Below are 15,203 nucleotides of genomic sequence, written 5' to 3' on the forward strand. Positions count from 1 at the left end.
ATGGCGGCCGCGCGTGTGGACTCGATGCGTGCGTTGGTGCTGCTCGTCGCCGCTGGCGTGCTGTCCTCCGGCTGCATCAGCGTCGGATACGGCGCCGGAGTGGCGGCGGCGAGGGTGGACACCTCGCCGGAGAGCTCGCCACTCGAGTACACGCGCCAGGTCGACTACTCCCGCACGTACCACCAGTTCCGATTGGTGGACACGAGCGGCATCCTGCTCGCGGGGTTGGTGAACATCGGACGCCAGTCGGCGGCGCGCGACGCGGCGGTCGACCAGGCCATCGCGGCGGGCGCGAAGAGCGGCGACGTCGTCGAGTACTCCTACAAGCCCTACGAGATCCTCCCGGGCCCGCGGATCACCGCGGATCTGCGGCTGGGCCTCGGACCGGCGAGCACGACGTTCACCGGCGCCGGGGGGGTCCGGTACGAGCGCGGGAACTACTTCGCCTTCGACGTGGGGGGAGAGCCGCTCGTGTGGAACCCGGAGGGGCTGCCGGTGATGGCGTCCGTCGGCGCCTCGATGCTGCTGGAGAGCTGGGGCCTCGATGAGCAGGCGGGGATCGGCTTCGAGCACGACTACCTCGGGCTGGACGTCTTCGGGAACGGGAAGATCGGCGTGCGGCTGCCGGGAAATGTCGGCCTGACCGGGAAGCTGCACGTCGGACTGGTGTCACCGCTGCTGGGGCTGCTGCTGGGCTCCCCGCGGCTGTCCTGGTACGGCGGCCTCGAGGCGGCGTGGGCGACGCCCTGGAAGCCGCTCACCGTGGTGGGGGACTTCGTCTACGGCTCCCCGCTCTGGCTGGATCTCCCGTTTCGCGGCGGCTTCTCCACGCGCTTCGGCGTCAACGCCGTCGTCAGCATCGAGGCGCTGATGCCGGCGCCCGGCAATCCCTGAACCCCCTTCACAGCACCGTCTCTCCCGAGGAGCGCGTCATGCCCCGGCCGTCCCGTCATGTCCTCCCGCTGGCCGTCGTCCTCTGCGTCGCGCTGAGCGGCTGCAGCCACATCGTCTACAGCCGCGGCGTCATGTCGGCGGAGGCCGCCAACATCGATGCCGACGAGAACCCCGAGGGCCAGCCCTTCGACTTCTCCCAGCGAAGGGTGCGGGCGGACACCCAGGAGGTCGCGTTGCTCGACTCGAGCGGCCTGGTGTGCGCCTCGCTGATGACCGCGGGCGACGCGATGGCCTCCGCCGAGGGGCGGCGCAAGCAGGCGGAGCGCAACCGCGAGTTCGGCATCCTCACCTACAAGTATCGCGTGGCGGCGCCCGGGGAGTTCGGCGGCTATCCGTGCGGCGTCTTCGTGAAGTGGAGCACCGTGAACGAGTACCGCGGCTTCCAGCCGGGCTCGGAGGGACAGGTTCCGAGCTTCGGGGAGGCGGGGCTGATGCTCTCCGGCTGGGACGAGTTCCTGCTGCCGGGGCTGTACTTCGGCGGTGGCACCCGGCCCTCGGTCGGCTTCTACTCGGAGGCGTCCGTCCCTGGCTCCGACGACATCTTCCTCCGGCTGCCGATCAACCTCGGCTTCATGATCTCGCCGCATTGGGCGGGAGGACTGGCGCTCCGGGCGACCGCGGGCTTCGACATCGTGAGCATGCTCCTGATGGCGAAGTCGCAACCGTTCCGGAATGGCTTCTGGGTGCCGCTCGACTACGGCGCGTATCTCAGTTGGACCCTGCCCGTCTTCAGCTACGCCTCGGTGACCGCGATGGCCGGGTGGGGCAAGGAGGTCCAGGTCAACAACAGCGAGCTGATGTTCGCGCAGGGCCAGTGGCTGGGGCAGATCAGCCTCGTCCTCGACTACGACGCCATCTTCAGCGGCAGGAGCTCCGCCTCCGGCGACAAGAAGATGTAGGCCGGGGGCCGCGGTCTGGAAGGGCCGCCTCGGTCGAGGCGGAAGCCCGAGGGCGCGCGCGGCTCCTCGCGGCGGTAGAGGAGGACGGCCCGCGCCTCGGCGCGGACCACGACTACGCCACGAAGGATCCGGAGACGTTCAAGAAGCTCGCCGGGTTGTTGGGTGAGGGGGCCGCGAAGAACGGGAGCGGGGGCGCGGTGCACGGCAGCCGAGACCCCGGCGTGGGACGCGGGCTAGAATCAGCTCGTCACTCGGCTCGTGGAGACCTCCTGGTGATCCTGCGCAACGTCACGGATGAAGACCTCCCGATCTTCTTCGAGCACCAACGGGACGCGGTCGCGCTGCACATGGCCGCGTTCCCGTCGCGGGAACGCGAGGCCTTCCTGACCCACTGGCGCACGAAGGTTCTCCGCCCCGAGAACATGACCCGGACCATCGTCGTTGGCGGCCGGGCCGCTGGGTACATCGGCAGTTGGGAACAGGACGGCAAGCGCCTCATCGCCTATTGGATGGGTCGCGAGCACTGGGGCAAGGGCATCGCGACACGGGTGCTCTCGGAGTTCCTCGTGCTCGAGCCGATTCGTCCGCTCCATGCGTGGGTCGCTGTCCACAACGCCGGGTCGATCCGCGTCCTCGGGAAGTGTGGCTTCCGCGCGGTGGCCCAGGAGAACCCGCAGCACGCGGACGGAGTGGCCGAGGTCCTCATGATGCTGGGTCCGAAATAGGGGGCTTGCCCCAGTGACGTGGACGGCGAGCGCCAGCTCAGGGCTCGGCGAAGCCGCAGCGCACCCACGCGTTGGCGACGTCCCGGTTGAACTTGAAGTTCACGGGCACGCGATGCTTCGCGACGGTCGCGCCAGCGTCGTCGATGGCGGAGAGCAGCGCGTGGGGCTCATACTCATCGGCCACGAGCTCGAGCCGGACCTCGTACCAGCGGCCCTCCCAGGCGATGGAGAGCTTCTTGGTCATGGCCTGTTCACGCTGTCGCGCGGAGCGGTCCAGGACCTCCGAGGCCGTTTTCACGAAGGTCGCGAACGCCGCCGCATCGAAGGGCTTGGGGTTCTTCTTGTCGCGGCCCATCACCCACGGACTGATGAGCACGGGCTCGGCGATCCCCTGCTTGCGGATCTCCACGGCCCAGCCGTCGTCCTCCTCGTTCTTGATGACCCTGGCCGTCCAGCCGTTCTTCCGCCAGAACGTGGGCTCCATGACCTCGGGCTCGGCAGGCGTGCGCTCGTCGCTCATGGGCGTTTCTCATACCCTAATACCCTATGGGCGGACACCGTCCGGCGGTACCGGTGGGTTCCCTTCCACGGCGGAGGGCTGATGCGAGCCGCCTTGCGAAGCCTCGGGGCCTCGATTACGCAGGGCGCATGGCATCATCCAGCAAGGGCTTGGGGAAGCGGCTGGCGGACTTCTGGAGGAAGCACCCGGTGTGGAGCCTCGTGCTGGCGGCCGGGGTGCTGCTGGTGGCGCTGGGCGGGGTGCGCAGTCTCCGGGGTCCGGAGGTGCCCGTCCTGGTGGTGAGGCGCGGGCCGCTGGTGCACCGGGTGGTGATGAGCGGGCGGGTGTCGCCGCCGGCCGAGTGGGTGGTGGCGAGCCAGCTGCCGGGCACGGTGGCACGAGTCCTGGTGGACGAGGGCGCCCGGGTGCAGCCGGGCCAGGTGCTGGTGGAGCTGGATGCGGCCCCCCAGGAGGCGGACGTGGCGCGCGCACGCGCGGCGTTGGCGCAGGCGCGGGCGCGGCTCGGCGGCCTGAAGGAGGTGGGGGGACCCCAGCGCGAGGAGGCGGTGCGGCGGGCCGAGGCGGAGCTGGCCCGGGTGGAGCGCGAGGAGCAGCGGGCGAGGGCGCTCGCCGAGGCGGGGGTGATGACGCGCGTGCAGCTCGAGGAGGCGGTGACGGCGCTCGAGGTGGCGCGCAGCCAGTTGGCGAGCGCGCGGGCGGAGGCGGCGGGGAGCGGGCGGGGCGGGAGCGAGCAGCTGCAGGCGGAGGCGGCCGTGGCCCAGGCCGAGGCGGAGCTGCGCGCGGCCGAGGCCCGGCGGGCCCAGGCGACGCTCACGGCGACGGCGCCCGCGGTGGTGTTGACGCGCGAGGTGGACCCGGGGGACTCGGTGCAGCCGGGCACGAAGCTGCTCACGCTGGCGCGGCTGGGCGGCACGCAGCTGACGGTGGAGCCGGATGAGCGCAACCTCGCGTACCTGCGCGAGGGGCAGAAGGCGGTGGCCTCGGCCGAGGCCTTCCCGCGCGAGCGCTTCCCCGCGGAGGTGGAGACGGTGGCGCCCTCGGTGAATCCGGACCGGGGGACGGTGGAGGTGAAGCTGGCGGTGCCCCAGCCGCCGGAGTACCTGCGGCCGGGGATGACGGTGTCGGTGGACGTGGAGGTGGGGCGGCGCGAGGACGTGCGGGTGGTGCCCCTGGACGCGGTGCACGAGCCCTCCTCCGAGTCGCCCTGGGTGCTGGTGCTCCGGGACGGGCGGGCCGAGCGGGTAGGGGTGAAGACGGGGCTCCGGGGCGAGGACAGGGCGGAGGTGTTGGAGGGCCTGGCCGAGGGAGACCTGGTGCTTCCCACCTCGGCGAAGGTGAAGCCGGGCCAGCGGGTGCGGCCGGCGGAGGCGGGGTGAGCCATGCCCTTCGAGCTCTTCGTCGCGCTGCGCTTCCTCCGGGAGGGCCGGGCCCAGACGGCGCTCATCTTCGCGGGCGCCTCGGTGGGCGTGGCCGTCATCATCTTCCTCTCGGCGCTCATCGACGGGCTGCAGGCGAGCCTGGTGGACAAGACGCTGGGCTCTCAGGCGCACATCGTCCTCCGGGCCCCGGACGAGGCCGCGCGCCCGCTGGTGTCCTCGCCCGACACGCTCGTGCAGGTGGTGCGGCCCGCGCAGCGGCTGCGCACCATCGACCAGTGGCAGCAGGTGCTGCGCCTGATGGAGCGCACGCCCGGGGTGACGGCGGTGTCCCCCTCGGTGTCGGGCGCGGGCCTGGCCTCGCGAGGCACCGCGAGCCGCTCCATCGTGGTGCGCGGCGTGGAGCCCGAGCGCTTCGAGCGCATCATCGACGTGCCCTCCAAGCTGGTGGCGGGCCGGTGGCGGCTGCTCGGCGCGGAGGCGGTCATCGGCAAGAAGCTGGCCGAGCAGCTCGGGGTGACGGTGGGCGACACGCTGCGCGTCACCACGGCCGACGGCCGGGCGGACTCCTTCCAGGTGACGGGCCTCTTCGATCTGGGCAACCAGGAGGTGAACGAGCGCTGGGTGCTGGTCCCGCTGCGCTCGGGACAGACGCTGTTGGGCCTGATGGGCGGGGTGACGACGCTGGAGCTGCGGGTGACGGACCTCTTCGGGGCCCGGGCGCTCGCGGAGACGCTCTCCCAGCGCACGGGCCTGGTGGCCGAGAGCTGGATGACGCTCAACGCGCAATTGCTGGTGGCGCTCCAGTCGCAGAGCAGCTCGCGGTACATGATCCAGTTCTTCGTCATCATCGCGGTGGCGCTGGGGATTGCCTCGGTGCTGGTGGTGTCGGTGGTGCAGAAGTCGCGGGAGATCGGCATCCTCAAGGCCATGGGGACGACGACGCGCCAGGTGCTGCGGGTGTTCCTCATCCAGGGGGCGGTGGTGGGGCTGGTGGGCTCGGTGCTGGGGGGCCTGATGGGGGCTGGACTGGCGCGCTTCTTCGCGAGCCTGGCCACCAACCCGGACGGCTCGCCGACGTTCCCCATCCAGCTGGACGCGAAGCTCTTCCTCACGGCCTCCGCGGTGGCGATCGTCACCGGGTTGTTGTCGGCGGTGGCTCCGGCGCGCCGGGCCTCGGGACTGGAGCCGGCGGTGGTCATCCGTGAAGCCTGAGCCCGTGCTGCGCCTGGAGGGCGTCACCAAGGAGTACGGGGAGGAGGTCGTCACCCGTGTCCTGCATGAGATCGACCTGACGCTGGAGCAGGGCGAGTTCGCCGCGCTCATCGGCCCGTCCGGCTCGGGGAAGAGCACCCTGCTCAACATCATCGGCCTGTTGGATCGGCCCACCAGCGGCCGGGTGCTCCTGCAGGGCCAGGACACGCGCGGGCTGGACGAGGACGCGCTCGCGCGGCTGCGGGCGCGGACCCTGGGCTTCATCTTCCAGTTCCACCACCTGCTGCCGGCCTTCACCGCGCTGGAGAACGTGATGATGCCGGCACTGGCGGAGCGGGGCCGGCCGGACGAGCGGATGCGCACGCGCGCCCTGGAGCTGCTCGGGCAGGTGGGGTTGAAGGAGCGTGCCGGGGCCCACCCGGGTCAGCTGTCCGGAGGCCAGCAGCAGCGTGTGGCGATTGCCCGGGCGCTCGTCATGTCACCGGCGCTCGTGTTGGCGGACGAGCCCACGGGCAACCTCGACACCGGCACGAGCGCCCAGGTGTTCGAGCTGTTGCGCCACATCAACCGCGAGCAGCGGATGACGTTCCTCCTCGTCACGCACGACCCCCGGTTGGCCCAGCGGTGCGACCGCATCATCGAGGTGGTGGATGGCCGCATCGTGAGCGACCAGCGCGAGCCGCGCCGTTCCGGCTGAGCTGTCTGTCCCCCTGCCCGGAGGCTTGGACATGCCTCCAAGCCGTGGTCCGATGTCGCTCGAACCCAGCGAATCCGGCTCGCGACCTGCCATAGCGCGGCGGGGTGCCTTCTCGCCATCGCACGGTCCGCCACTGCCCTTCTGGCAGCGTCAGGGCCAGGCCGCCTCGACGCGGAAAAATTCACGCGAATTGCGCAAAAAATGGGGCTACCGGGTTCTCCTGGTGCAGATCGGGAAACGCACCTTTCATAAACCCCCCCAACGAGAGCACCAGAATGGACCTCCTTCGTCGAGTCCTGCATCGCGAGAGCCTTGCCCACAAGGCCTTGAAGCTGTCCCTCCCCCTGGCCCTGGTTGTGGCCTGTGGCGGCACCGAGCAACCCTCCGCCGAGCAGGCGGCTCCCTCTGACGCCAGCTCTGTCGAGCAGTCGCTGGGCACCTGGTACGGAGCGAGCCTGGCGTCCGCGACCTCGTCTTTCAGCCAGAGCGGCTGGCCCGTGGGCCACACGGTGGATGGCAATCTGGGCTCGGGCTACGCCCTCTACAACCCCGCCACCCCGGCGGACTACACCCAGCACCAGGAGATCTCCTACCGCATCGCCAACCCGCTGGCGCAGACCAGGGCCGGGGACTTCACGACGTTCCGCATCGATCTGGTGCAGAACTACGGCGGTGCGCACCAGCTTGGCCGCTTCCGCATCCAGTTCACCCGCTCGCCCCACGCCAGCTTCGCCGCCGGTGGTGACAGCAGGGGCCTGTCCGGCGTGCGCGGCTCGGCCACCTGGGAGAACTTCGTGACCTGCTTCTTCGATCCCACCACGATGAATGGCGTGACGCTCGCCTACATCCAGGATTCCTTCATGGTGGCGCAGGGGACGCCGCCGGCCACGACGACGTACCGGCTGTGGTGCCACGCGCCCACCGCGGGCGCCACGGGCAATGCCATCACCGGTCTGAAGATCGACATGGCGGCCGATCCCGTCTTCCCCACCAGCGGGCCCGGGCGCGCGGGCAATGGCAACCTGGTGCTCAACGAAGTGCAGGTCATCCAGCAGCTCGCGCCGCGCGGCTCCATCGCCAACTCCACCTATGGCCAGTGCCTGTGGGTGGACACCAACAACCTGAACAAGGTCTTCGCCGTGTCCTGCGCCAGCGTGGGCGGTACGATCAACGCTGACTGGATCCGGGTCCAGGTCAACAGCGACGCCTACCTGCTGCGCAGCGGCGTGAACCCCAACAACTGCCTGGACGCGTGGGAATACCGGCAGATCTACACCGGCCTGCGCACCACGGCCTGCAACCTCAACAGCTACCAGATCTGGCACAACCCGAGCGGTTTCCTGCGAAACTACGGCGACATGTGCGCCGCCCCCAGCATCACCAATGAGATGTTCCAGTCGCCCTGCCCCTGGGGCACCTACGGGTCGCTGGAGTCCTACAAGTACTTCTGGACACTGTAGGAATCGCGAGGCCCGCTCCCGGCCGGAGGGACTCCAGCGCGGGGGCGGGCCTCGATACAGGGGCACGTCCCTGCGCGCACGAGGGTCCGAATGAGCATCTCCCGGCGGAGTGGAGAAGACAGGACGCAGAGGGTGTCATCGCAGCGGAGCGAGCCCCCGCCGCTGGAGCTCGCGGCGGTGGCCCTGGCTCCTGGCACCGTCGTCGCGGGCCGCTACACGCTCCTCCAACCGCTGGGCCAGGGTGGCATGGGGGTGGTGCTCGCCGCGTATGACGCGAAGCTGGACCGGCGGGTGGCACTCAAGCTGTTGCACGACAAGGGACCCGGGGACGCGGCCGGGCGCTCGCGGCTGTTGCGCGAGGCCCAGGCCATGGCCCGCCTGAGCCATCCCCACGTGGTGCAGGTGTATGACACGGGCGAGCTGGACACGGGGCAGCTCTTCATCGCCATGGAGTGCGTGGAGGGCGCCACGCTGCGGCACTGGTGCCTGGCCGAGCCGCGCACCTGGCGCGAGGTGGTGGGGGCCTACCTGGAGGCGGGCCGGGGCCTGGCCGCCGCACACGCCGTGGGCCTGGTGCACCGGGACTTCAAGCCAGAGAACGTGCTGGTGGGGCGGGATGGGCGGGTGCGGGTGACGGACTTCGGGGTGGTGCTGGGGGAGCACGCCTCCCCCGGAGCTCCCCTCCCCTCCGCCTCCGAGCCCAGCGCCTGGGAGCAGAGCCTCACCCAGCCGGGCTCGGTGATGGGCACGCTGCGCTACATGGCGCCGGAGCTCATGACGGGCCAGCCGGCGGATGCGCGCAGCGACCTGTTCGCCTTCTGCGTGGCGCTGTACGAGGCGCTCTACCGCCAGCCGCCCTACGGGGGCCATACCCTGGAGGAACGGGCCGCGGCCTTCGCGCGGGCCAGCGGACCGGCGCCGGCGCCCACCCCGTCCGAGGTGCCCGCGTGGGTGGAGCGGGCGCTGCTCCAGGGGCTGAGCCTCCATCCGGACCTGCGTTGCGCCTCCATGCACCAGCTCCTGAAGTCGCTGGAGTCGGACCCGCTCGCGCGGCGCCGGGCACGGCTGCGCGCCGCGGCGCTGGGCTCGCTGGTGGTGGGGCTGGCGGGGCTCGCCGTGGGTGGCTGGCTGCGCGGCGAGGGGCGGGAGCCGCCCTGTGCCCACCCCGAGCGGCGGCTGGCCGGGGTGTGGGACGCGCACGTGCGCCAGCAGGTGGAGCAGGCGCTGGTGGCGACGGGAGTGGACTACGCACCGGACACGTACCGGCGCGTGGCGGAGGCACTGGACGCATATGCGGGCCAGTGGGCGGGGCTGAGCCAGGAGGTGTGCGAGGCGGAGCGGGGGCAGTCCGTGCTGCCGCGGAGCGTGGTGACGCCGCGGGCCCTGTGCCTGGAGCGGCGGCGCAACCAGCTGGGCTCGCTCACGCAGCTTCTCTCGCAGGGCGTGGACAAGGCGCTGGTGGAGCGGGCCGTGCATGCCGCGCGCTCGCTGCCACCGCTGGGTTACTGCCAGGACGACAAGGCCCTCCTGGCGGTGGTGCCTCCGCCGGAGGACCCGGCCGTGCGCGCCCAGGTGGAGTCCCTGCAGGCCCAGGTGGACCGGCTGGGGGCGCTCCTCGCGGCCGGCCGCTACGCCCAGGGCGCCCAGCTCGCCGAGGCGCTGCTGCCCCAGGTGGCCCGGGTGGACCATGCACCCCTGCGGGCACGCACCCTGTACGAGGCGGCCCAGCTCGAGGATTCACTCGCCGACCCCGCCGCCGCCGAGGCCCTGGTCCGCCAGGCGCTCCCCCTCGCCGCACGAGGCGGGGACGACGTGCTGGTGGCGGAGTGCTGGATCCTCCTGTTCAAACTGGTGGGGGACAGACAAGGCCGCCACCAGGAGGCGCTGGGGCTGCGGCTCGCCCTGGAGACGGCCGTGGAGCAGGCCGGGGACGAGGTGGTCCGGGCCAACGCCCTCAACAACCTGGGCAACCTGCACATCGTCCTCGGGCGGCACGAGGAGGCGCTCGAGCTCCACACGCGCGCCCTGGCCATCCGTGAGAAGACGCTGGGGCCGCGCCACCTCCACGTCGCCATGTCCCTCAACAACCTCGCCCTGCTGCTCAGGCTGCGGGGCCGGCACGAGGAGGCGCTCGCCATGCGCCAGCGCGTGCTCTCCATCCGCGAGGAGACGCAGGGCCCCGAGCACCCGGAGGTGGCCAAGGCGCTCAGCAACCTGGGCCTGTCGCTCTTCGACCAGGGCAGCTACGCACAGGCGCGCGGCCTGCTGGAGCGCGCGCTCGCCCTCCAGGAAAAGCAGCTGGGCCCCGAGAACGTGGACCTGGGCAACAACCTCAACAACCTGGGCATCACGCTGATGAGCCTCGGAGAGATTCCCAGGGCCCATGACGTCTTCCAGCGGGCGCTCACGCTGCGCGAGAAGGCGCTGGGCCCCGAGCACCCCTTCATCGCCCTCTCGCTGGACAACATGGGCGCCGTGCTGCTGGAGCAGGGGCACCCCGCACAGGCGCGCGCCGTGTTCGAGCGCGCCCGGGCCATGCACGAGAAGGTGGAGGGGCCCGAGCACCCCCACCTGATCGAGACCCTGGTGGGCCTGGGATGGAGCCAGGTACGGCTCGGGCAATACGAGGCCGCCAGACGCCCCTTCGAGCGCGCGCTCGCCCTGGCGAAGAAGACCCTGACACCGGAGGATCCCGGATGGGCTGAAGTGTTGCAGCCCCTGGGTGAGTGGCACCTGGCGCGCGGCCGCCCCGCCGAGGCCGTGTCCGTGCTCGAGCGGGCGCTGGCGCTGGCCCAGGTGCACACCAACGCCCGGGCCGAGGTGCAGTTCTCCCTGGCCCGGGCCCTGTGGAGCCTGGGCTCGCAGCGCCCGCGCGCCCACACGCTGGCCTCCGAGGCCCGTGAGCACTACCAGCGGCTGGGCCACGCGCCTCGCCTGGCCCGGATCTCCCAGTGGCTGGACACCCATCCCCGGCCCTGAAATAGGAACAACCCCCGGGCCGGCTGTCTTGCGCAATTCTTTTCGTGTTTGGAAAAACCTTCCCGCAATCCCATTCTCCACCGCAACTCCTTGCATCCCGCGGCGACAATGATTCCAAACCCAGACGCTGTCCGGCACCGGGCGAGCGCTGGCTCCACGAGGAGAACGACCATGTCCATGCTGCGCACCACCCCGACCGCCCTGCGTCCCACCCCGTCCAACGCCCCGCCCTCCAGCCCCAACGCCCCCCTCTTCCGCATGAACACCTCGGGCGCCAGCGGCCTGACCGCCTCGCAGGATGGGCTGGCCGGCGGGGTGGAGGCCTCGAGGCAGATGGCGCGCACGGATCTGCCGCTGCTCAAGCCCCACGCGCGGGACTTCGCCCGGGCGGGGCAGAAGTACGAGCTGCCCCCCGCGCTGCTGGCCGCCATCGCCAGCCGCGAGTCTCGCGGTGGCGCGGGGCTGGACGCCCGGGGCTGGGGCACCGGAGATACCAACGGCTACGGGCTCATGCAGGTGGACCACAACCACCACACCCCGGTGGGCGCGCCCATGAGCTACGAGCACATCGACCAGGCCGCCAGCATCCTCAAGGGCACGCTCGAGCAGGTGAAGCGGGACCATCCCCAGTGGACCCCCGAGCAGCAGCTGCGCGGGGCCGTGGCCGGCTACAACATGGGCGCCGACAACGTGCGGACCCTCGCGGGCATGGACGGGGGCTCCACGGGCGAGGACTACTCGGCGGACGTGTGGGCCCGGGCCCAGGAGCTGGCCCCGCACTTCGGCGGTACCGCCGCCGGCCCCGCCCGCCGCCCGGTGGACTTCCCCCCCTTCAACGGCCCCTACGTGCCCGCCCCCTCCCTGGCGGACGTGCGGGAGCGCCAGGCGGAGCTGCGCATCGGCCAGCGCGGCGAGGCGGTGGGCCAGTTGCAGGATCAGCTCGTGGCCCAGGGCTTCCTCGAGAGGGAAGAGGTGGGACAGGACCGGGGCTTCTTCGGCCCCAGGACGCGCCATGCGGTGTGGGACTTCCAGCAGGCCAGGGGGCTGACTCCGCCTCCGGGCAAGGAGGGCACCGTGGGCGCCACCACCCTGCAGTGGCTCGCCCGCGGCGGCGGCGCCCCCACCGCCCAGCCGCCGGTGTCCAGGCCGGGCCAGGCGGATGACTTCACGCCCAGCGGCGCCGCTCCCACCCGCTGGATCAAGGCCCCCTCGCTGGACCAGGTGCGCGGCAACCTCACGGTTCTGCGCCAGGGCATGCAGGGCCCCGCCGTGGCCGAGCTGCAGCGCAAGCTGGGCGTGGCCGCGGATGGCCAGTTCGGCCTCGCCACGCGCAAGGCCGTGGCGGACTTCCAGAAGGCCCGCGGGCTCGAGGTGCCGCCTCAGCTGGAGGGCGTGGTGGGGCAGACGACGCTCAAGGAGCTGGAGAAGGCCGGCGCCCCCACCTCCAGCGGTGGCTCCCTGCGCATGCCCCTGCTGCGCCAGGGCGACTACAACGACGTGGTGGCCGACCGCGGCTGCGGCATCACCAGCGTGGCCATGGCCGTCAACGGGCTGCTCGGCAAGAACCTCAGCCCGGATGACATCCACGCCAGCCACGGCTTCAGCCTCATCCCCGCCCTGCGGGACCACGGCGTCAAGGTCACCGACCACGGCGATCTGCACAACCAGCTGGCCTCCGAGGAACAAGCCTTCCAGGCCTTCTCCCGCGCGATCGCCCAGGGCAACCCCGTCATGTTCGCCGCCAACGGCAACGACGTGAACGGCACCCACTGGTCCAGCGGCCGGGGCCACATCATGCTCGCCACCGGCACCTCCGTGCAGAACGGAGAGCGCATGCTCAGCTTCAACGATCCGGCCACCGGCACCAGCCGCACCGTGCCCTTCCGCGACCTGTGGCAGGCCGGCGATCACCCGGACGGCAACTTCGTCCTCGAGCTCAGCCGCTGAGGCCCCGGCTTCATCAGGCCCGGTTGGCATTGCTCAGTTTCAGGCGCTCGCGGGTTCAATCAATCACCATGCGCAAGTTGGATGTGTATGGCGGCCCTGTGGATGATGGGAACACCACGGCCGTGGTCCCGACCCAGCAGAAGGCGTGCACCGCCGCCGTGACCCAGCGGTGGATCATCGGCTGAGGTGCCGATGGCCCCGGACAGGGACCGGGGAATGAAGTCCGGCGCGGGGGGGGGGAGCAGCCCCTCCGTCAGGCGCACTTGCCACGATTGGCGGGTAGGCCTGCTGAGGAGCAGGGCGGAGCGTCAACGTGTGCGACTACCTGGGGCGAGCGCGAGTGGCGCAGCTACCCTGGCCGCTGCCGCCGGAGTTGGATGACGACGCGGCGCTGACGGCGCTGCTGTTCCCCGGTGAGGGCAAGGCCGCGGCGGAGCGCCCGGAGCCGGACTGGGCGCGCATCCACGCGGAGCTCGAGAAGAAGGGGGTGCCGAAGCAGCAGGGCCATGAAGACGTCCTCACGCCTTGCATGGGGGTGGACTTCTGGTCTACCAGTCCCCCGGGAAGCACAACACACTGGCAGGCCTAATGTCGGATGATAGGTGGGAGGCGCTCTACCAGACCTACGGGTCGCTCATTTATGCGCGCTGCCGCAAGATACTGGGCGAGGACACGGCCGCCGAGGACGCCACCCAGGAGACCTTCATCCGCGCCTACAAGCACCTGACCAAGGTCAGGGACGAGCGGGAGGCGCTGCCGTGGATCTACAGCATCGCCACGCACTACTGCCTCAACGTGGTGCGCGACAGACAGCACCGGGCCGAGCCGGTGGAGCATCTGCCAGAGCGGGAAGGGGCGCACGCCGAGGAGTCCTTCAGCGACCGGGACTTCCTCTTGCGGCTGCTGGACAGGTTGCCGGAGAAGGTGCGGCTGGTGGCCTGGCTGCACCACATGGAAGGATTGGACCAGGGGGAGGTGGCTCGGGTACTGGGGGTTTCACGGCGCACCGTGGTCTACCGGCTGCAGGAGTTGGCCGACGTTGCTGCCCGGCTGAGGGCAGGAGGTAAGGAATGAGCAGCGAGGAGTCCCCCCACTTGTCCGCCTACGCCATCGACGTGCTGGAGCTGGGGAAGCTGCCGGCCGGGGAGGAACAGCGCGCCCGCGAGCACCTCGCGCAGTGCCCCGAGTGCACCCGGCGCCTGGAGGAGGCGCACACCTCGGCGGAGCTGTTCACGAAGGGGGTGCAGCAGCGCACGCTCGAGCAACTGCGCCAGCGCATGAGCCAGGAGGCCCAGCGCTCGGCTCGCCCACGGCCGGCCGTGCCCTGGCTCCTGCTGGCCGTGGGCCTCGCCACCGCCGCCGGGGCATGGCTCCTGCTCCACTGAGGGGGGCCGCGCGGGCCCCCGCTTGGCGCTTACACTGAACTCAGCGGCTACCTCCTCCCTGGTTCTGCCACCACGTCTGCCGGCCGCAACCGCGCGCTCACGCAAGTCCACCGAATAGGGCCGGGGCATGACTCCTCCTCGAGCCCCAATAGGGCAAGCTTGACCGGAACATTCGACTGAAATCCGTCATGACAGCGCCGAGCGCTGCTCCTACTGGCGCATGCGCTGGCGCAGCTGCTCGAGCGTGCGCTTCTGTACCCCCTTCATGAACAGCTCCGCCGAGACGTGCGCCTCATTCAGGCGCCGGGTGCACCCGGGGCACTGCGCGAGGTGTGCGCGCGCGCGCTGTTCCTCCCCGGCCGGCAGCTTGCCCAGCTCCAGCATGTCGAGGGCGTAGGTGGACAGATGAGGGGACCCCCCGCTGCTCATGCTTCACCTCCTGTCTTCAGCCGGACTGCGACGTCGGCCAGCACAACAGTGTCATGAACCTGCTCATCGCAGCCTTCTGACCCGGTCATATCGTTTTGGAGAGCGGAGCCCCCGCTGGGGGTCGTTCCGCCCACTGGAACAACACCGCAGGCGGCTGATTGCGCAATCGCTATTTCTTTTCGGGCATTTTCCGGATGAGGTTTTTGCGCATTTGAGCCGGAATGGGGGTTGCTCCAGGGGACTGAATTCTTCAGTTCTCGCCGGAAGAGAGGTGCGGAGCCATGATGAGATTCCCGTGGATGATGGGCCTGTGGGTGGCCGGGGTGGTGGCGCTGGGGTGTGGTGAGGGGGAGCCACCCGCAGGGGGGGCCCCTTCCGTGCAATCACAGGCGGCGCCCCTGGTGGCGCAGACGGACCGCTGGCAGCGCTTCAGCGTGACCGTGCCTTCCTTTGACTACCAGGGGGTGTACGTCGGCTTTGACATCACCCCGTGTTGACGCGCAAGCTGGTTGATGGGCGCGTGAGCGAGCTGGGTGATGGGCATCACGCCGGTGGTGGTGCGCCACGGCGGGTGATGGGAAGGCGACGAGCCGCCACCCGGGAGAGTGGCGGCCCGC

At 70.8% G+C, this 15,203-nt stretch carries 14 protein-coding genes; 12 read left to right on the forward strand and 2 right to left on the reverse strand.

Annotated elements, in window-relative coordinates; translation table 11 throughout:
- The 3 genes from AC16DP_RS27040 to AC16DP_RS27050 all read left to right on the forward strand — a co-directional run bounded on the left by AC16DP_RS27040 (window position 1) and on the right by AC16DP_RS27050 (window position 2,578).
- Window positions 1–894, forward strand: coding sequence for a hypothetical protein (locus tag AC16DP_RS27040; RefSeq protein WP_329732555.1), 894 nt, complete (start codon window positions 1–3; stop codon window positions 892–894).
- Between the two features lie 38 nt (window positions 895–932).
- On the forward strand, window positions 933–1,853 hold the full coding sequence (locus tag AC16DP_RS27045; RefSeq protein WP_329732556.1) for a hypothetical protein: 921 nt from the start codon (window positions 933–935) through the stop codon (window positions 1,851–1,853).
- A 272-nt stretch (window positions 1,854–2,125) separates the two neighbouring features.
- Window positions 2,126–2,578, forward strand: coding sequence for a GNAT family N-acetyltransferase (locus AC16DP_RS27050; RefSeq protein WP_329732557.1), 453 nt, complete (start codon window positions 2,126–2,128; stop codon window positions 2,576–2,578).
- Between the two features lie 37 nt (window positions 2,579–2,615).
- Here the strand turns inward: AC16DP_RS27050 and AC16DP_RS27055 are convergent, their stop codons facing one another.
- The gene (locus AC16DP_RS27055; protein WP_329732558.1) at window positions 2,616–3,098 is read right to left on the reverse strand and encodes a hypothetical protein; all 483 of its coding nucleotides are present in this window, start codon (window positions 3,096–3,098) and stop codon (window positions 2,616–2,618) included.
- 128 nt (window positions 3,099–3,226) lie between these two features.
- Between AC16DP_RS27055 and AC16DP_RS27060 the strand changes: the two genes are divergently transcribed.
- The 9 genes from AC16DP_RS27060 to AC16DP_RS27100 all read left to right on the forward strand — a co-directional run bounded on the left by AC16DP_RS27060 (window position 3,227) and on the right by AC16DP_RS27100 (window position 14,157).
- Window positions 3,227–4,474, forward strand: coding sequence for an efflux RND transporter periplasmic adaptor subunit (locus AC16DP_RS27060; protein ID WP_329732559.1), 1,248 nt, complete (start codon window positions 3,227–3,229; stop codon window positions 4,472–4,474).
- A 3-nt stretch (window positions 4,475–4,477) separates the two neighbouring features.
- Window positions 4,478–5,689 (forward strand): ABC transporter permease, encoded by a 1,212-nt coding sequence (locus AC16DP_RS27065; RefSeq protein WP_329732560.1) that lies wholly within the window; start codon window positions 4,478–4,480, stop codon window positions 5,687–5,689.
- Window positions 5,679–6,386, forward strand: coding sequence for an ABC transporter ATP-binding protein (locus AC16DP_RS27070; protein WP_329732561.1), 708 nt, complete (start codon window positions 5,679–5,681; stop codon window positions 6,384–6,386). The genes AC16DP_RS27065 and AC16DP_RS27070 overlap by 11 nt, the downstream gene beginning before the upstream one ends.
- A 275-nt stretch (window positions 6,387–6,661) precedes the next feature.
- Window positions 6,662–7,846 carry a hypothetical protein gene (locus AC16DP_RS27075; RefSeq protein WP_329732562.1) on the forward strand — a complete coding sequence of 395 codons (1,185 nt, stop codon included), beginning with the start codon at window positions 6,662–6,664 and terminating at the stop codon, window positions 7,844–7,846.
- A gap of 132 nt (window positions 7,847–7,978) precedes the next feature.
- On the forward strand, window positions 7,979–10,825 hold the full coding sequence (locus tag AC16DP_RS27080) for a serine/threonine-protein kinase (protein ID WP_329732563.1): 2,847 nt from the start codon (window positions 7,979–7,981) through the stop codon (window positions 10,823–10,825).
- A gap of 171 nt (window positions 10,826–10,996) precedes the next feature.
- Entirely contained in the window at window positions 10,997–12,772 is a 1,776-nt protein-coding gene (locus tag AC16DP_RS27085; protein WP_329732564.1) for a peptidoglycan-binding protein, read from the forward strand.
- A gap of 340 nt (window positions 12,773–13,112) precedes the next feature.
- Window positions 13,113–13,361, forward strand: a complete 249-nt coding sequence (locus tag AC16DP_RS27090; RefSeq protein ID WP_329732565.1) for a hypothetical protein — start codon at window positions 13,113–13,115, stop codon at window positions 13,359–13,361.
- Window positions 13,361–13,846 (forward strand): RNA polymerase sigma factor, encoded by a 486-nt coding sequence (locus tag AC16DP_RS27095; protein ID WP_329732566.1) that lies wholly within the window; start codon window positions 13,361–13,363, stop codon window positions 13,844–13,846. The genes AC16DP_RS27090 and AC16DP_RS27095 overlap by 1 nt, the downstream gene beginning before the upstream one ends.
- Window positions 13,843–14,157, forward strand: a complete 315-nt coding sequence (locus AC16DP_RS27100; RefSeq protein ID WP_329732567.1) for an anti-sigma factor — start codon at window positions 13,843–13,845, stop codon at window positions 14,155–14,157. Before AC16DP_RS27095 ends, AC16DP_RS27100 begins: the two co-directional genes overlap by 4 nt.
- Before the next feature lie 210 nt (window positions 14,158–14,367).
- Here AC16DP_RS27100 and AC16DP_RS27105 read toward each other — a convergent pair whose 3' ends face one another.
- Window positions 14,368–14,586: a zf-HC2 domain-containing protein gene (locus AC16DP_RS27105; protein ID WP_329732568.1), complete on the reverse strand. Its 219-nt coding sequence runs from the start codon at window positions 14,584–14,586 to the stop codon at window positions 14,368–14,370.
- Window positions 14,587–15,203: the final 617 nt, after the last annotated feature.

The sequence above is a fragment of the Archangium sp. genome, from assembly GCF_057119385.1.